The organism is Flavobacterium hibisci (assembly GCF_020026925.1).
GTDB classification, from domain to species: domain Bacteria; phylum Bacteroidota; class Bacteroidia; order Flavobacteriales; family Flavobacteriaceae; genus Flavobacterium; species Flavobacterium hibisci.
On record NZ_JAIQDW010000003.1, the window covers coordinates 53,225 to 70,966 of the forward strand.

Here is a 17,742-nt window from a genome sequence, read left to right on the forward strand (position 1 = left end):
TACATTTGGCGAATGAATTTACCAAAAAGATATACTATTATAACCGTTGTCACAGTTTTTACTGTGACACTGTTTTTTGGCTGTGAAAGTAATTTTAAAGAAGTCCAGAAAATTAATTATTCAGAATTTTTTCCGGCTACAGATGCTGATACAATCAATATAAAATATACAGATTCAGGGCGTATCACCGGCGTTCTCAAAAGCCGCAAAATGCTGGATTATGCAAGCGTTGATTTTCCTTTTACAGAATTTCCTAAAGGAATTGATGTTACATTATATGATAAAAAACAAAAGCGCACTTTTATTTTAGCTAATTATGCTGTTTCATATAAAGAGACAGGGATAATTGATTTACAGGGAAAAGTAAAAATTACTTCTGAAGCCGGACAGGTACTTGAAACAGAGCAATTGTACTTCGATCAGAAAAACGAATGGTTTTATACCGAAAGAAAATTTAAACTGACAGATGCAAAGGGAGTTTCGTATGGTCAGGGAATAGATTTTAGCAAAGATTTTAAAGTGATAAATTCACAAAGAGTAAGCGGGGAAATTGAAGCCGACGAAGATTAAAATATAGATTATGAATTATTTAAAATATACACAATACGTTTACTTGTTAATTGCAGTTGCTTTTATTTATGATGGCATTACTAAGCTTAGTGAGCCTGAGGGTACTTACTGGCTAAGTTTCTTAATTGCTGGCGTGAGCGTGTTTATGTTTTTTTTCAGGAGAAAATTTTCTAAGAAATTCGATGATCATTATAAAAAAAAGTAGAAAATGGAAATTAGTATTATAATACTATGTTTAATACTATCAGCCTTTTTTTCGGGAATGGAAATAGCTTTTGTTTCCTCTAATAAGATTTATCTTGAGATAGAAAAAAAACAGGATAATTTTATTTCCCGAATATTAACGAAACTTACCGAAAAACCATCTAAGTTTATTGCAGCAATGCTTATCGGCAATAATGTAGCGTTGGTTGTTTATGGTTTTTTTACCGCAGATTTGATTCTGAAATGCATCACAAATTTAGGATATCAGTTTTCTGATTACACAAATTTGTTTCTTCTCACTTTAATAGCTACGTTTATTATTCTAATTACTGCGGAGTTTTTTCCAAAGGTCTTTTTTCAGATTTATGCTAATTCCTTAATTCGGATTTTTGCTGTTCCTGCTTATATTTTTTATCGGTTATTCTATTATGTCTCTACTTTTTTTATCTGGATTTCAGATTTAATTCTAAGAAAATTTTTTAAGACAGAAGGCGATCATGTACAGCTGTATTTCAGTAAAACGGAACTCGGGAATTATATTACCGAACAGATGAATGCTGTGGAAGACAATGAAGAAGTAGATTCTGAAATTCAGATTTTCCAAAACGCATTAGAATTTTCAGGTTTAAAAGCGCGTGATATAATGACTCCCAGAACAGAAATTGTGGACATTGATTTATTCGATAGTGTGTCTGATCTCAAGGCGTTATTTATAGAAACAGGCTATTCTAAGATTATTGTCAGTCAAAATTCTCTTGATGATATTGTAGGTTATGTGCATTCCTTCGATTTGTTTAAGAAGCCAAAATCAATAAAATCAGTTTTAATGGCAGTTGAGTTTGTGCCTGAAACAATTTTGATAAAAGATGCCTTAAGCCTGCTTATCAAAAAAAGAAAAAATGTTGCTGTTGTTTTAGATGAGTATGGAGGGACTTCAGGCATTATTACCATTGAAGATATTGTGGAGGAACTTTTTGGCGAAATTGAAGATGAACATGATCTGGATGAAGAATTGATAGAAGAGGAATTAGAGGGAGGAAAATATCTTTTTTCTGCCAGGCTTGACGTGGCTTATCTCAATGAGACATACAAATTAGAAATTCCAGAAAGTGATTCTTATGGGACTTTAGGAGGGTTTATTGTAGATTTTGCGAAGGATATTCCTGAAAAAGGTGAAAAAATCAGCATTGGAAACTATTTCTTTGTGATCGAAGAATGTTCGAACAAGAAAATCGAATTAGTAAAAATGACTGTAAAAGAATAATTATTTTAAGAATTTTAAAAAAAAGTCGAAAATAAAACACTAGTTGTATTGTTATTAACCAGATAATTGTATTTTCGCAAACTGAATATAAAATTAACGATAATAAAAATGGCAGTTTTAGCAAAAATTAGACAGCGTTCCGCATTATTGATAGGAGTTATTGCACTTGCATTATTTGCATTTATAATACAGGATCTTTTCAACAGCGGTACTTTTGGTCAAAGTTCAAAAGATGTTGGAAGCATCGATGGAAAGGATATTTCATTTGAAGACTTTAGAGTTAAAGTTAGTAATGTTGAAAAAAGTGGACAAGGGATTACTTCAACTGAAGCTGCAAACAGAGTATGGGATCAGGAAGTTTCAATCGCTTTATTGTCAGCCCAATTTGATAAATTAGGATTGAGAGTAGGAGAGAAACACCTTTTAGAAGTTTTAAAATCGGATCCTAATATTGGTAAAAATCCAATGTTCCTGAATGCTGCAGGTATGTTTGATATTGCAAAATTCAAGGAATACTTTAAAGCAAATCCTGAAGCAGCTCAGTTTATTACTGAAAAAGAAAAAGATGCTACTTTAAATGCGAAATTCCAAATCTACAATACACTTGTAAAATCAGGTCTTTATACTACAGCAAGCGAAGGAAAACTGAAATATGAAATGGAAGCTAATAAAGTAGATTTTTCATATGCTGCAGCCTTATATTCTTCTATTAAAGATAGTGAAGTAAAAATTTCTGACTCAGAGATTGTGGATTACATGAAGAAAAACGAGAAAAAATTTAAAGCAGATGCTACTCGTGAAATTCAGTATGTATTAGTAGAAGACAAACCTTCTAAAGAAGATGAAGCTGAAATTAAAGCTAAAATTACATCATTATTAAACGGAAGAGTAGAGTACAATGCTAAAACTGGTAAAAATGATACATTACCTGGATTTAGAAATGCTAAAAACATTGCTGAATTTGTAAATGCTAATTCAGACGTTCCTTACGATTCAACGTATATCGCTAAAAATTCTTTACCTGCAGTTGATGCTGATAAATTATTCAGTTTAGCTCCAGGTCAGATTTACGGGCCATATGTTTTTGGAAAATACTATGCTATTTCTAAATCTTTAGGATTTAAAGCAGGTGTTAACGCAAAAGCAAGTCATATCTTAATTGGATATGAAGGATCTCAGACTCCAAACCAGAAAGAAAAGAGAACAAAAGAAGAAGCTAAAGCTAAAGCTGAGGATATTTTAAAACAAGTTCAGGCCAATCCTGATAGTTTTATGATGCTTGCTTTTACAAGCTCTGATGACTCATCTGCACAGCAAGGTGGTGATTTAGGATATTTTGGTCCAAACCAGATGGTAAAACCATTTAATGATTTTGTATTCAGTAACGGGATTGGAAAAGTTGGTTTGGTTGAAACTCCTTTCGGATTTCACGTTATTAAAATTACAGATAAACAAGACGGAATTCGCTTAGCTACAATTGCTCAAAAAATTCAGCCTTCTGAAGCCACATCTGATAAAGTATTTACACTGGCAACTAAATTTGAAATGGATGCTGCTGATAAAGATTTTAATGCTACTGCTAAACAATTAGGATTAAAAGTTGAAGCTCCTGTAACGGCTAAAGCTATGGATGAATCTTTTGGCCCATTAGGAAACCAGCGTGCTATTATAAGATGGGCATTTGATAAAGAAACAAAAGAAGGTGATGTAAAACGTTTTGAAATAGCAAATATTGGTCACGTAATTGCGCAATACAAAAGTGAAAACAAATCTGGTTTAGTATCTGTTACACTGGCAAGACCTTATGTAGAGCCAATCCTTAAAAACAAGAAAAAAGCAGAAATCTTAAAAGCTAAAATGACAGGTTCAAGTATTGAGGCTATCGCTAAGAGTGCCGGGGTAAAAGTGCAACAAGCAACAAATGTTACTTTAGATAATCCGGTATTGCCTGGAGGTGTTGGTCAGGAGCCTAAAGTGGTAGGTAATGCATTTGCATTAGCTGTTAATAAAGTATCTGCTCCAATTGAAGGAAATACAGGTGTGTATGTTGTGAAAAATATTAAAACAATTAAAGCACCAGCACTGCAAAATCATGCTGAGTATGTATCTAAGGTGAAAGCTCAAAGCGCATCAGATGCAAGCAGAATTTTACCAGCTTTGAAAAATAACGCTAAAATCGAAGATAACAGATTACAGTTTAATTACTAATAGAAGTAATAAATATAAAGAGAAACCCGAAATGTATTAAAACGTTTCGGGTTTCTCTTTGTTTTAAAACCACTTTGTAAGATTTTATTGTAGTATTTAAAAGTGTTTTTTCTAATGTTACATAGAGGTAATAGAAATATGATTTAAAAAATTTGGGATATTCAAATTATTGCAGTTAATTTGTCAGAATTTTTGTTTTAACAAAAGTAAATTACGGAAGCATGATAGATAATTACATTAATAATCAGGTATTTAGTTTGTTGTATGTTTAAGTTTTTTAGAAAAAAAGCTAAAGTGTATTCCAAAATTGAAAATCATATTTTTGGGATCATAACAGAACTTTTAAAAGTTAGCAGTACTGACATAAATGTTGACGAATTAGGAGGTAAATACTATTTAAGTAATGAAGAACAACATTTTAAAGTTACTATTCTAAGTAACGATTATGTTATTAGGCTGACCAATACCCGGGATTCTGTTGCTGAGAAATATGACAAAGTTTTTGTAGAAGATGTTTTAAGGGCTGTAAAGGAAGAAAAACACCGCAGAATGGAGCTGGTATATGATTCTATTACCAACAGTATAGAAAAAATGGCAGAACGTTTACATAACACTCTCATTGAATCTAATGAACTGGAGAGTCAAAAAGTCCGGCAGCTTAAAACAAAAATCACAAAAGAAAATGATAAAAAGGTAAATTATTAATAAAGTTTATTACAATATCATTTCGTCATAAGTAAGGATAGTTTCATAACCTCTAGAGTTAAAATAAGCTTTGGGATTTTCTTTAGAAACGACCATCACAAAATCGCCACCCCAGGCGCCAAGACTTTTAATTACTCCATCAAAATCTGGGAATGCTTTTTCTTTAATTGTTTGCAGTTCCAGTATTTCACTCAAATGGATTTCGTGGTTTTCTAATGCGTGAGCAAATTCTTTTACCGTTTTTGCATTGATTACAGCATCCGTAATCTTGTTATTGTCGATTATATTTTTAGCTAAATGATTGTTTTTATTATTGTAGTATGCATTAATAGCTCTTTTACTGCTTTGTTTTTTATTTAGATAAACAAAATAAATGTTTTGAGTATAATCAGGATAAAAATCTATAGGTTCCACAATAGGTAAATTGTTTTCCAAATGATAAACAATAGGTATGTTATTTTGTGCACAGGCAATATCATAGCCGCTGCCTCCAAAACTATTTTTAAGCAAAGTAAAAGCATCAATTTGTGTCCACTGCGCAATATTGTTTAATAAGGTAGAAGATGTACCAAGTCCCCAGTTTTTTGGAAATGTAAGTTCTGTAGTCACTTTGTAACCTTGAGCAGTATCAATGAATGTGGGATTTAAAAGATAGGCTTCGTGTAAAATAGTAACCAACGTTGTTTTTACAGATTCAGTTGCTGCATTTATATTATTAATTATTTCATCGAACGAAATAATATCTTCAAACCAGATTTTTCCGTCAACATTGTAACTCTTCCATTGAATTTTCTTGTCTGAGCTATTTTCTATAATCAGGTTTTGACCAAATTTTGTGGGCAATGCCAAAGCTTTTGCCCCGTCAAGAACTAAATATTCTCCTGTAATTAAAAGTTTTCCGTTGCTGTAAAAGGTTGTTTTCATTCTGTGTTTTTTAGCCCCGATAGTAGTGTAAATCCTTTTGTGCCGGGGTTCGGCGCAAAAGATTGAAACGAATAGCGGGAATAGCTTCTAATTACTTTCGTAAATTTTCAATAAATTCTACTACAGCACTATGAGATATGGCGGTTTTTTTAAAATGTGCCTTAATTAAATGACGCTCTTCTTCAGTGGCTTCAAATTGGTTAATTATATTATTAAGGTGCATTTTCATATGGCCTTCCTGAATACCGGTTGTAGTGAGGGAACGCAAAGCGGCAAAATTTTGTGCTAAACCTGCTACGGCTACAATCTCCATTAATTCTTTGGAAGAGGGCTTCTGCAAAATTTCTAAACACAATTTTACTAATGGATGTAATGAAGTTAGACCGCCTACGGTTCCCAGAGCCAAAGGAATTTCGAGCCAGAAAGTAAAAATTCCGTTTTCTATTTTAGCGTGGGATAAACTTGAATATTGTCCATTTTTTGAAGCATACGCATGAACAGCAGCTTCAACTGCCCTGAAATCATTTCCCGTTGCCAAGACTACAGCATCAACACCATTCATAATCCCTTTATTATGTGTTACGGCCCTGAAAGGTTCTGCTTCGGCGATTTGCACAGCTTGTACAAAACGTTCGGCAAAATCCCGTGGATTGCTAATATGTTTTTCTGTTAAATCTTCGACCGGACAGGAAACCTCTGCTCTCACAATACAGTTTGGGACATAGTTAGACAAAATGCTCATAATAACCTGAACTTCCAGACCTGCATTTTGAGTTTCTTCTTTTAGGGTTGTGGCAAATTGTTCCAGACAAGAGTTGATAAAATTCGCTCCCATGCTGTCTTTTGTTTCAAAAGTGGCATGCAGCTGAAAATAATTCTCAAGTAAATTTCTCTTGTCTTTTAATTGGATATCCAAAATTCCGCCGCCACGCTGCTGCATATTTTTAGTAATGCTTTGGGTGTCAGAAAAGAATTTTGGTTTTATTTGATTGAATAAATCGTCTAATTTTTGAGCATCTCCAATGAAAGTAAAATGAACTTGTCCGATTTTTTCAGTATCGATTACCGTTGCTTTGAAACCGCCACGTGTTGCCCAGTATTTTGCAGATTTTGATGCCGCTGCAACAACAGAACTTTCTTCAATTGCCATTGGAATCGTTTTGTATTTGCCGTTAATCAGGAAATTTGGGGCAACTCCAAGCGGAATGTATAAATTAGTAATGGTATTTTCTATAAATTCATCATGCAGCTGTTGCAGCTTTTCATCTGAATTCCAGTAATTTCTTATTATATTTTGTGCCTCTTTAGGATTTGAAAAAAATTCTTTTGCAATCCAGTTAATTTTTTCTTTTTTGGATAATTTAGAAAATCCGGCAACAGCGTTATTCATTCTCAGTATATTAAGTAGTATCTAGTAGCAAAGATACCATTTTAAGACTTTTGTTTGAAATGTTTTTTAAAATGTAAAATGATTCTAAACTTTATTTTTTTAACATTTAACAATTAAAATGTGTATTATGTTCGATTTTTTTACTAAAATTGGGCTCTTTTTATATTAAAATACGACTAGATGAATTCAGGTAAAATTACTGTAATGCTTTTATTTTTAGTTGCTGCCGTTTATGGACAACAAAAAATAACTATAGAAAATATTTATAGCGGAGCTTTTCGGGCCAAAGGGATGGACGAATTGCAGTCTTTAAAAAAATCAGATCAATATACGGTTTTAAATGTTGATCAGGCGAGCAGAAGCATGCAGATTGATTTATATGATTTTGCCACCCTTAAAAAAATATCCAATTTAATTGATACAAAAAATCATGCAGAACTTTCAGACGGAATCGACAGCTATACTTTTGATGCTTCTGAAAAAAAGATTTTAATCGCCTGCAATTCCAATCAGATTTTTCGCCACTCGTTTACGGCTCATTATTATTTATATGATATTACTTCAAAATCTTTAACTAAGCTTTTTGATTTTCAGGTTCAGGAACCTACTTTTTCGCCTGATGGAACCAAAATCGCATATGCGAAAGAAAACAATCTGTATGTGTATGACGTAGCTTCAAAAAAATCGACCGCAGTCACAACTGATGGAAAGAAAAATGCAATTATAAATGGTATTACGGATTGGGTTTATGAAGAAGAATTTGCTTTTGTGAGAGCATTCGACTGGAGCAAAGACAGCAAAAAAGTAGCTTATATTCGTTTTGATGAGAGTCAGGTTCCGGAATTTTCGATGTCTATGTTTCATAAAGATTTATACCCGACAATCGAAACGTTTAAATATCCTAAAGCGGGAGAAAAAAATTCAGAAGTTTCCCTGCATATTTTTGATATTACAGCAAATAGTACTAAAAAAGTTGACTTAGCAAACTATAATGATTTTTACATCGCAAGGCTGCAATGGACAAATGATAACAATGTTTTATCAGCCCAGGTTTTAAACCGACACCAGGATAATCTTGATTTACTATTTATTGATGGAAACACAGCTGCCGCAAAAGTCGTTCTAAATGAAAAAGACAAGGCCTATGTTGATGTTACAGATAATTTGACATTCTTAAAAGATAATAGTTTTATCTGGACCAGCGAAAAAGACGGATTCAATCATATTTATTTATATGATAAAACCGGAAAACTTAAAAATCAGGTTACAAAAGGAAACTGGGAAGTAACTTCATACTACGGTTTCGATGAAAAAACAAAAACAATTTTCTACCAGTCTACAGAAAATGGTTCTATCAACAGAGCAGTTTACCGTATTTCATTAGATGGAAAAAATAAAATTGCTCTTGCTGCTAAAACAGGGACAAGTGCAGCGACTTTCAGTCCAAATTTCCAATATTTCATTACTACTTTCTCCAGTAATATTCAGCCTACAACATATACTTTAAATGAAGCAAAAACCGGAAAGGAAATTCAGGTCATCGAAGATAATAAGGCTCTTGCTGCTAAATTAGAGGCTTATAATTTGCCGAAAAAAGAATTCTTTGTTTTAAAAACAGCTAAAGGTAATGAACTAAATGCGTGGATTTTAAAGCCAAAAGATTTTGACCCTTCTAAAAAATACCCTGTTTTTATGTACCAATATTCAGGTCCTGGTTCTCAGCAGGTTAATAATGACTGGAACAATACGGATGATTACTGGTTTCTCTCCCTTACGCAGCAAGGTTACATAGTGGCTTGTGTTGACGGAAGAGGAACAGGTTTTAAAGGAGCTGATTTCAAAAAAGTAACGCAAAAAGAGTTAGGTAAATTTGAAGTAGAAGATCAAATCGATGCTGCGAAAGTAATAGGTGCTTATCCGTATGTAGATGCTTCGAGAATTGGAATTTTTGGATGGAGTTACGGCGGGTTTATGGCTTCAAACTGTATTTTTCAGGGAGCCGATGTTTTCAAAATGGCAATTGCGGTTGCCCCGGTAACCAACTGGCGTTTTTATGACAGCGTTTATACCGAAAGATATATGCAGACACCCCAGGAAAATGCAAGCGGATATGACAATAATTCGCCAATCAACCACGTAAATAAATTAAAAGGAAAATTTCTTTTGATTCACGGTTCTGGTGATGATAACGTTCATGTACAAAATTCAATGCAAATGATGGAAGCGTTAATTCAGGCAAATAAACAATTCGATTCTCAGATATATCCGGACAAAAATCATGGTATTTATGGCGGAAAAACCAGAATTCAGCTTTACAATAAAATGACTAATTTCATAAAAGAAAATTTATAATACAATTTTATCAATCTAAATAATAATAATGAATAATATGAAAGAAACTCAAGTAAAAACTTCGCATCCAAAAGGACTTTGGGTATTGTTTGGAACAGAGATGTGGGAGCGATTCAATTTTTATGGAATGCGGGCTTTATTAACCTTATTTCTTGTGAATTCATTATTAATGAAAGAGGAAGAAGCATCTTTGATTTATGGAGGCTTCCTTGGACTTTGCTATTTAACACCAATGTTAGGAGGATTTATTGCAGATCGTTATTTAGGAAACAGGAATTGTATTTTACTAGGAGGATTGCTTATGGCAATCGGACAATTGTTATTATTTACGAGTGGAAGTGTTTTTGCATCAAATTTAGAACTAGCAAAAATCATCATGTATTCTGCCTTAGGGGTAATTGTTTTTGGTAATGGTTTTTTCAAGCCAAACATTTCCAGTATGGTTGGAAGTTTGTATCCAAAACAGGAAAAAACAAAACTGGATACGGCTTTTACTATTTTCTATATGGGAATTAATATTGGAGCCTTTTTAGGACAATCTATTTGTCCAATTTTGGGGGATGTAAAAGATGCTGGCGGAGTTAGGGATATTCATGCTTTCAGATGGGGATTCCTGGCTGCTTCTGTTGCGATGTTGCTAGGTACTTTACTTTTCTACTTCTTAAAAAACAAATATGTAGTTTCACCAGAAGGAAAGCCCTTAGGAGGATTGCCTTCTAAAAATGATGCTTCTGATTTTGAAGAAGGTGAAGCTCAACAAGCTAATTTCTCTTCTAAGGCTTTATCTATTGCCGGAGTCGCATTTGTCCTTTTAGGTTTGTTCTTTCATTATGTAGTAGGTCAAAACCTTATTTATACTTTGATTTATTCAAGTGGTTTATCATTGGCGGGATTAATTGTTTCTGATTCTTCATTGACAAAAATAGAAAGAGACAGAATTATTGTAATTTATATAGTTTCGTTTTTTATCATTTTCTTCTGGGCGGCATTTGAGCAGGCAGGTTCTTCATTGACATTTATTGCAGATAATCAGACAGATAGGAATTTCTTTGGTTACCATATGCCGGCATCGATGGTGCAAATTTTTAACGGATTATTTGTTGTACTACTAGCAGTTCCGTTTAGTGTATTATGGGATACGTTAAGGGCAAAAGGAAAAGAACCGATTTCTCCGGTTAAATTAGCTATTGGCTTAGTCGTAATTTCTGTGAGTTTCTTTATGATTGCTACGCAGGTTTCTTATATCGGAACTTCGGGTTTATTATTGGTTAAATGGTTGATTTTGTTGTATTTCTTAAATACTTGCGCAGAGTTATGTTTGTCTCCAATTGGTTTGTCGTTGGTTGGTAAACTTTCTCCAAAACGTTTTGCATCCTTATTATATGGTGTATTTTTCTTGTCCAATGCTTCAGGGTATGCTTTAGGAGGTACTTTAGGCTCTATTTTGCCTGCTACAGGTGATAAATTTGCAAAGGCAAAAGAATTAGGGATTGATCTTCAGGCAGTTTTAGATAGAACAATAACCCCAACAGCGGAACAATTAGCATTATTAGATAAACATCAGATTAATGCTCAAAATCCTGTTTTTGCCGGATTTGAAATCCATAATTTATATGAGTTTTTCCTTGTATTTGTTGTACTTACAGGTATTGCAGCACTATTATTATTTGCCCTGACTCCATTATTGAAAAAATTGATGCATGGGGTTAGATAAGATGGAAAGTAAAATCACTTTAGAGGAAATTCAAAATTTTAAAGGCAAGTACCCAAAACAATTGTGGTACTTGTTTTTTGTTGAAATGTGGGAACGTTTCTGCTTCTACGGAATGCGGGGTGTTCTGACTATTTTCATGGTGGATCAGCTTTTTTTGAAAGAAGACCATGCTAATTTGCAATATGGTGCTATTCAGGCTTTTGTTTATGCGTTTACTTTTATAGGAGGAATTTTTGCCGATAAAATTTTAGGATTTAAAAAATCATTACTATTTGGGGCAATTGTCATGATTCTTGGAAATCTTTTGATTGCCATAGCACCACATGATATGTTTTATTACGGAATTGCTTTCTCTATTATAGGAACAGGATTTTTTAAGCCAAATGTCTCTTCGATGGTAGGGGAATTATATAAAGAAGAAGATGGAAGAAGAGATGCCGGTTACGGAATGTTTTATGCAGGAATAAATGTTGGTGGTCTTTTTGGAGGTGCTTTATGTGTTTATCTAGGGAAATATTATTCCTGGGAGTTGTGTTTTCTATCAGCTGCAATTGTAATGTTTTTAGGACTGATTACCTTTATGGCAACAAAAAAATATCTGGGGCCTATAGGTGATTCTCCTTTACTTGAAATGGAAACAGGGAAAAGAAAAATACGTGAATTTTCAGTTTATCTGCTTTCACTTTTAAGTATTCCGCTTATTTATATAATGGTAAAGAATACAGATTATACCGACTATTTTATGTATACGATTGGAATAGTTGCTGTTTTGTATTTTGCCTATGAATTAATTAAACTAGGGGATATAAAGCTTCAGAAAAAGCTATTTGCAGCATTTTTATTTGTCTTTTTCTATCTTTTATTTAACGCTATTTATGAGCAAAGTGGTGGTTCATTGTCTCTTTTTGCAAAAGATAATCTAAATGATAAATTGTTGTTTTTTTCAATTGATCCTAATATTGTAAACAATAGCTCCAACACCTTTTTTGTGGTTGTACTAAGTCCGTTGATTGGTTTGTTATGGATTTGGATGGGCAAAAGAAAAATTGAACCCAATACGTTGATTAAATTTGGAATTGGCTTTTTGTTTTTAGCTGCTTCATTTTATATTTTTTATCTGACAAAGTTTTTTGCAGACTCTAATGGAATAGCTTCTTTAAATGTATTTACTTTTGCTTATTTGGTAACCACTATTGGTGAGCTTTGTTTAGGTCCAATCGGAATGTCAATTATCACCAAATTATCTCCCAAAAGATTATTTGGTATGATGATGGGGTTATGGTTTTTAGCAGCAGCATTTGGACAGTTGTTCGCTGGTAAACTGGGGGCTGAAATATCTAAATCAAATACCGGTGATACATTACTTTCTAAATTAGAATCTTATACTGAGGGATATTATCAACTGGCAATTTATTCGCTGATAGCAGGAGTGGTTCTAATTGCAATTTCACCATTCATTAAAAAATTAATGCAGGAAGTAAAATAGGTATTTAGCAATGCTATTTTGTTTAAATTTGAAAAAAATAAAACCAAATGAGAAAAATATTTATACTAGCTTTTTTTATACTAACTTCTTTTGCTTTACAAGCTCAGGATTTAAACTGGCACACAGATGTTAGGGAAGCAATAGAAATCAGCAATAAAGAAAAAAAACCTTTAATGATGTTTTTTACGGGAAGTGACTGGTGTGGGTGGTGTATTCGCTTGCAAAATGAAGTACTGAAAACACCTGAATTCCAAAAATGGGCGAAGGAAAATGTAATTTTGGTAGAGTTGGATTATCCTAGAAGAACAGCCCAGACTCCTGAGATAAAGAATCAAAATGCCGAATTGCAGCAGGCTTTTGGAATACAGGGTTTTCCAACCGTATATTTCACAAATGCCGAAAGTAAAGATGGAAAAGTAAATTTCAAAGGGCTTGGCAATACAGGTTATGTTGCTGGTGGCCCAACAGCCTGGCTGGCAGTTGCTGACGGAATACTTAAATCACAAAAAATGTAAAAAATATATTTCTCACAATATTATGAATCCTCTCGCATAAATAAAGCGAGAGGATTTTTTTTGTTTAGTAGGAAAAATTATCTCATTTTTTTTGCTTGTTTTAGTTTGTATCGGATTTTCGTAAAATATTATACTTAAAAAAACACATTGTATAATTTTAATACTAAAAAACCTTGCAGAATTAAAATATAATGTTAATTTCGTTTTGCTAACAAACCAAATCTTTATACTATGATAAAAAAAATACTCCTGCTAATTTTGTTTTTAGGGTCACTAACTTTCCAAGCCCAAAATATAGTTTGGAAGACAACTATGGAAGCTGCAATAACTGCAAGCAACGAAGAAAATAAACCAATGTTGATCTTTTTTACTTCTTCAAGTGCACCAACGAATCTTCAGAATGAAGTTTTTAAAACTCCTGACTTTGCAGTATGGTCAAGAGATAATGTAATTTTGGTTAAATTAGATTTATCTGACATCAATGCATCGGATGCTGATAAAGAACAAAATGTAAAACTTAAAAATGCATTTGGTGTTCAGGATTTACCAGAAGTTTGTTTTGCAAACGCTTCTATTAGAAAAAGTAAGACAACATTTCAGGCACTGGGCAAAATTGGATATAAGCCCGGAGGTGCAAAAGCATGGATTTCTGAATCGGATGCAATTTTACATCCAAGCGAATAAGATTTTAATTAAATATTTTGTAGAATCCCTTTTCATTCGTTGCATGGAAAGGGATTTTTTGTTTTAAACAACTCTCTTTCCAATGTTTTTGAATAGTATATGAATTTGATGCATCAGCAATAATTATCTTAGGATGTAATGTTTTTAAAATCCGATCCAGATTAATTTTTGGTGACTGAATTAAAAGTAAAATGTCAGGTTGTATTTTATCCTGATAAATTCCTGTACTATCAATAATAGAAATCTTATTGTTATTAAAATATAGTGTGTTTTTGATTTGTGTTTTCTTTTTTAAAGAGCTAAAATTGCCAACCAGATAGGAATTCAGAATACCGTTTTTTGATGTTTTCTTTAAAAAGGCATTATTACCAAACAAAGTAATGTTTTCTCCTTTTTTTACAGAAATAATGGTTTCTTTTTTCATGTTGTAAATAATAATTTCCTGTTGGCTCTGGATATCTTTTTTAGTCACTATAAATGAGATTTGTAAAATAATTACAGCTAACAATGTCCCGCATAATTTTAAATAGGTTGGTTTTTTTATCCAAATAATGGCAAACGTTATAAACAAGTAAAATGAAAATAAATAGTAATTGTTAAAACTAATGTCCTTTATTACAAAAGAATCAAATGATGCTACAATATGAATAACCTTATTTAAGAGGTAAATGCTTTTTTCTAAAATTTGAATCAGAAATTCCGGAGCGGCATTAAAAACGGCTAAAATCATTACCAATATACCAACAATCATTACGACAGATAAAATCGGGATAATAACAATATTGGTCACAAAAAATAATCCGGGAAACTGATGAAAATAATATAGGCAGAGTGGCAAAGTGCCAATTTGTGCGGCAAACGAAACCGTCAAAACATTCCAGATGTTCATTACAATTTTGTTTTTAGGGTTCCACATATTTTTTAATACTGGCTGGAGCCAAATAATAAAAAATAGTGCCAGATAACTTAGTTGGAAACCCACATCAAATAAAAAATAGGGTTCAAAAAGTAATATCAAAAAAAGAGAAACTAATAAGGTATGATAAGTGTTGTCGCTTCTTCGAAGATGATTGCCAATCGCAAGAAATGAAAACATGACTACTGAACGCAGTACAGAAGGGGATAGACCTGAGATTATTGCAAAGATAAATAGAGCCATCAGAATGGCAATTAGTTTTATAAAAGAGCCTTTTCGTGTATTTCCAATTGGCTTTAGAACAAAACCAATCAGTAACATTATAAAACCGACATGCAGCCCTGAAACCGAAAGGATATGTGTCGCACCAGAAAATTGATAATCCTGAATAATGTCAGAAGATATTTCTTGTCTTTGACCCAGGATAAGAGCTAATGCAACATTCATTTCAGTAGGAGCAAAATGTTGCTTATTAAGGTTATTTACAATCCTAGAGTGTAATTTTGCCGTATAATACCAAATGTCTTTTTTTATTGTTTTATTAATTCTTATTTCTGATTTAGTCGCGAAAACCTGCGCATAAATTTGTTTGTCTTTCAGATACCGGGCATAGTCGAACTGGTTCGGATTTTTGGGACTGCTATTTTGTTGTAATGTCGTTTTTAAGCGAATTGTGTTCCCAATTATAAGCGGGTTAGGTAAGCTGTCTTTTTGGATATTTACAATAATTCTTCCTGTGTAATTTTGATTTTCAATTCGGCTAATGATTGCTATATATCTGTCATTATAGTCATTGCTTTTTAATTTCTCATGCAGGCAGAATGTTATTTCTTGTGGCTTTTCAAAAACCTTTTTACAATTTGTATAATTTGTTTTTTGTAAAGACTCCGTATGAAATAACAAGGTGAGGCAGCCAATAAAAAATGCTGCCAAATAAGTATTCAGGGTAAAAAACGTTACAAGTTTCTTTCTCTTTTGTGATAAAAAGTAAGAAGTTATAAGAGATAGTAAGGCTGAAAAAAGAGCAAAACTTATATAAGGTAAATCAGGATTTAAATAATAACCAGCTAAAATGCCAATTATAAAAAAAATGGTGATTTTACTCAAAGGGTAATTTAATACTTTCATAATGTAAAAGTATTAAAAAATGTAAGAATTATCCTTTTTATTTGAAATTATTCAAGTATTCTGTTGATCTGAACAAATGAAGTTTTGTAATAATTTTCTTTTGTTGACGAAATAATTACTCCTTTGGAAGTAGAGGAATGGACAAATTTTATTTCATCGCGGCTTACCTCTGTTATAAGCCCAACATGATTAATTTGCTTGCTTTTGTTGGTTTTAAAGAAAATTAAATCCCCTTTTTTTGCATCATCGAATTTTATCACTCTTCCAATTTTCGATTGTTCGTAAGAACTTCTGGGAAGTTCAATATTTTCTGTTTTAAAAGTGGAAAAGACTAAACCTGAGCAATCAAAACCTGCTTTTGTCGTACCAGCAGGTTTATAACCTATTCCAATATTATCAGTTGCAGTTTCAATTAATTTATTTATTACAAATTTTGTATCTTTTGTAGACTCTTTATTTGAGGTTGAACCTGTTTTACACGATGCCAACAAAATAGCGAACAGTATTTGTATAAACGCCTTTTTCAAAATGAAACTTTTTATTGATTTTTTAAATCAGCGACAATAAGACGGGCCGTTTTTTTACTGGCTCCAATTCCTCCAAGCTTTTGTTCTAAAAGATCATATTTTTTTAATATTTCCTTGCGATAATCCGGGTCTAATAATTTTTTTAATTCTTCTTTGATTCTTTTTGTGTTACATTCATTTTGAATTAATTCGGTTACGACCTCCTCATCCATGATCAAATTAACCAGTGAAATATATTTTAAAGTAATAATTCTTTTTGCGATTTGATAAGATGCCCAGCTTCCTTTATAGCAAACAACTTCAGGCACTTTAAAAAGTGCGGTTTCTAAAGTTGCAGTTCCTGAAGTAACTAAAGCAGCTGTTGAAGACCGTAATAAATCATACGTCTTATTCGAAATGAATTTGATGTTTTTATCTGAAATAAATTGCTGGTAGAATTCAAAATCCTGACTGGGAGCACCGGCAATGACAAATTGATAATCTTTAAAATCATCAACAACGCTTAACATTACGCCCAGCATTTTTGTAATTTCCTGTTTTCGGCTGCCCGGTAAAAGAGCAATAATGGGCTTATCACTCAATTGATTTTCTTTTCTAAAAATCACTTCATCAAAAGCGGGCTGATTATGAATAGCATCAATTAAAGGATGCCCCACAAATTCTACCGGAAAACCATGTTTGTCTTCGTAAAAGCCTTTCTCGAAAGGTAAAATTACGAACATTTTATCCACATCATTTTTTATTGCTGTAATCCGGCTTTCTTTCCAGGCCCAAATTTGAGGTGAAATGTAATAATGTGTTTTATAATCCAATGTTTTTGCCCATTTAGCAATTCGCATATTAAATCCCGGGTAATCAATAAAAATGATAACATCAGGCTGAAATTCTGAAATATCTTTTTTGCAGAATTTAATATTGTTTAATATCGTTTTTAAATTAAAAACTACTTCGACAAAACCCATGAAAGCCAGTTCGCGATAGTGTTTTACTAAAGTTCCGCCTGCTTTTTGCATTAAATCCCCTCCCCAAAATCTAATTTCAGCTTCAGGATCCTCTTGATATAAGGCTTTCATTAAATTAGAACCGTGTAAATCACCAGAAGCTTCGCCTGCAATAATGTAGTATTTCATACTTTTAGTATTTTTTTAAAGGAAT

The 17,742-nt window shown here is 32.7% G+C and carries 14 protein-coding genes; 9 read left to right on the plus strand and 5 right to left on the minus strand.

Annotated elements, in window-relative coordinates; all coding sequences use genetic code 11:
* Positions 1 to 12: 12 nt before the first annotated feature.
* From lptC to K8B81_RS04240, 4 genes are all read left to right on the plus strand, one after another.
* Entirely contained in the window at positions 13 to 570 is a 558-nt protein-coding gene (gene lptC / locus K8B81_RS04220; protein WP_025572051.1) for an LPS export ABC transporter periplasmic protein LptC, read from the plus strand.
* 208 nt (positions 571 to 778) lie between these two features.
* On the plus strand, positions 779 to 2,038 hold the full coding sequence (locus tag K8B81_RS04230; RefSeq protein ID WP_223679144.1) for a hemolysin family protein: 1,260 nt from the start codon (positions 779 to 781) through the stop codon (positions 2,036 to 2,038).
* Between the two features lie 108 nt (positions 2,039 to 2,146).
* Positions 2,147 to 4,246 (plus strand): peptidylprolyl isomerase, encoded by a 2,100-nt coding sequence (locus K8B81_RS04235; protein ID WP_223679146.1) that lies wholly within the window; start codon positions 2,147 to 2,149, stop codon positions 4,244 to 4,246.
* Positions 4,247 to 4,540: 294 nt separating this feature from the next.
* Positions 4,541 to 4,951: a hypothetical protein gene (locus tag K8B81_RS04240; RefSeq protein WP_223679147.1), complete on the plus strand. Its 411-nt coding sequence runs from the start codon at positions 4,541 to 4,543 to the stop codon at positions 4,949 to 4,951.
* A 9-nt stretch (positions 4,952 to 4,960) separates the two neighbouring features.
* On the opposite strand, the gene K8B81_RS04245 is transcribed toward K8B81_RS04240, so the two are convergent.
* Together K8B81_RS04245 and K8B81_RS04250 are read right to left on the minus strand one after the other, a co-directional pair.
* Positions 4,961 to 5,875, minus strand: a complete 915-nt coding sequence (locus K8B81_RS04245; protein WP_223679149.1) for a GYDIA family GHMP kinase — start codon at positions 5,873 to 5,875, stop codon at positions 4,961 to 4,963.
* A gap of 91 nt (positions 5,876 to 5,966) precedes the next feature.
* Positions 5,967 to 7,265, minus strand: coding sequence for a hydroxymethylglutaryl-CoA reductase, degradative (locus K8B81_RS04250; protein WP_223679151.1), 1,299 nt, complete (start codon positions 7,263 to 7,265; stop codon positions 5,967 to 5,969).
* 180 nt (positions 7,266 to 7,445) lie between these two features.
* Here K8B81_RS04250 and K8B81_RS04255 point away from each other — a divergent pair, with 180 nt between their 5' ends.
* The 5 genes from K8B81_RS04255 (at position 7,446) to K8B81_RS04275 (ending at position 14,016) form a co-directional block, all read left to right on the plus strand.
* Positions 7,446 to 9,617, plus strand: a complete 2,172-nt coding sequence (locus K8B81_RS04255; protein ID WP_223679153.1) for a S9 family peptidase — start codon at positions 7,446 to 7,448, stop codon at positions 9,615 to 9,617.
* A gap of 37 nt (positions 9,618 to 9,654) precedes the next feature.
* On the plus strand, positions 9,655 to 11,331 hold the full coding sequence (locus K8B81_RS04260) for a peptide MFS transporter (protein WP_223679155.1): 1,677 nt from the start codon (positions 9,655 to 9,657) through the stop codon (positions 11,329 to 11,331).
* Between the two features lies 1 nt (position 11,332).
* Positions 11,333 to 12,817: a peptide MFS transporter gene (locus K8B81_RS04265; RefSeq protein WP_223679695.1), complete on the plus strand. Its 1,485-nt coding sequence runs from the start codon at positions 11,333 to 11,335 to the stop codon at positions 12,815 to 12,817.
* 47 nt (positions 12,818 to 12,864) lie between these two features.
* Complete coding sequence (locus K8B81_RS04270) at positions 12,865 to 13,332, plus strand: thioredoxin family protein (RefSeq protein ID WP_223679158.1); 468 nt, start codon at positions 12,865 to 12,867, stop codon at positions 13,330 to 13,332.
* Positions 13,333 to 13,563: 231 nt separating this feature from the next.
* On the plus strand, positions 13,564 to 14,016 hold the full coding sequence (locus tag K8B81_RS04275) for a thioredoxin family protein (RefSeq protein ID WP_223679160.1): 453 nt from the start codon (positions 13,564 to 13,566) through the stop codon (positions 14,014 to 14,016).
* A gap of 4 nt (positions 14,017 to 14,020) precedes the next feature.
* Here K8B81_RS04275 and K8B81_RS04280 read toward each other — a convergent pair whose 3' ends face one another.
* From K8B81_RS04280 to lpxB, 3 genes are read right to left on the minus strand one after another with little or no spacing between them, the layout of a single operon-like run.
* The gene (locus tag K8B81_RS04280) at positions 14,021 to 16,060 is read right to left on the minus strand and encodes a ComEC/Rec2 family competence protein (protein ID WP_223679162.1); all 2,040 of its coding nucleotides are present in this window, start codon (positions 16,058 to 16,060) and stop codon (positions 14,021 to 14,023) included.
* 47 nt (positions 16,061 to 16,107) lie between these two features.
* On the minus strand, positions 16,108 to 16,587 hold the full coding sequence (locus K8B81_RS04285) for a C40 family peptidase (protein ID WP_223679164.1): 480 nt from the start codon (positions 16,585 to 16,587) through the stop codon (positions 16,108 to 16,110).
* Between the two features lie 11 nt (positions 16,588 to 16,598).
* A complete protein-coding gene (gene lpxB, locus K8B81_RS04290) occupies positions 16,599 to 17,717 on the minus strand; it encodes a lipid-A-disaccharide synthase (protein ID WP_223679165.1) in 1,119 nt (372 codons plus the stop codon).
* Positions 17,718 to 17,742 lie beyond the last annotated feature (25 nt).

Bases quoted from the DNA above. Each gene is read 5' to 3' on its own strand.
- K8B81_RS04275 (WP_223679160.1), top strand. From the start codon at position 13,564: ATGATAAAAAAAATACTCCTGCTAATTTTGTTTTTAGGGTCACTAACT.
- K8B81_RS04250 (WP_223679151.1), bottom strand. From the start codon at position 7,265: ATGAATAACGCTGTTGCCGGATTTTCTAAATTATCCAAAAAAGAAAAA.
- K8B81_RS04230 (WP_223679144.1), top strand. From the start codon at position 779: ATGGAAATTAGTATTATAATACTATGTTTAATACTATCAGCCTTTTTT.
- K8B81_RS04260 (WP_223679155.1), top strand. From the start codon at position 9,655: ATGAAAGAAACTCAAGTAAAAACTTCGCATCCAAAAGGACTTTGGGTA.
- K8B81_RS04255 (WP_223679153.1), top strand. From the start codon at position 7,446: ATGAATTCAGGTAAAATTACTGTAATGCTTTTATTTTTAGTTGCTGCC.
- lptC (WP_025572051.1), top strand. From the start codon at position 13: ATGAATTTACCAAAAAGATATACTATTATAACCGTTGTCACAGTTTTT.
- K8B81_RS04270 (WP_223679158.1), top strand. From the start codon at position 12,865: ATGAGAAAAATATTTATACTAGCTTTTTTTATACTAACTTCTTTTGCT.
- K8B81_RS04280 (WP_223679162.1), bottom strand. From the start codon at position 16,060: ATGAAAGTATTAAATTACCCTTTGAGTAAAATCACCATTTTTTTTATA.
- lpxB (WP_223679165.1), bottom strand. From the start codon at position 17,717: ATGAAATACTACATTATTGCAGGCGAAGCTTCTGGTGATTTACACGGT.
- K8B81_RS04235 (WP_223679146.1), top strand. From the start codon at position 2,147: ATGGCAGTTTTAGCAAAAATTAGACAGCGTTCCGCATTATTGATAGGA.
- K8B81_RS04265 (WP_223679695.1), top strand. From the start codon at position 11,333: ATGGAAAGTAAAATCACTTTAGAGGAAATTCAAAATTTTAAAGGCAAG.
- K8B81_RS04245 (WP_223679149.1), bottom strand. From the start codon at position 5,875: ATGAAAACAACCTTTTACAGCAACGGAAAACTTTTAATTACAGGAGAA.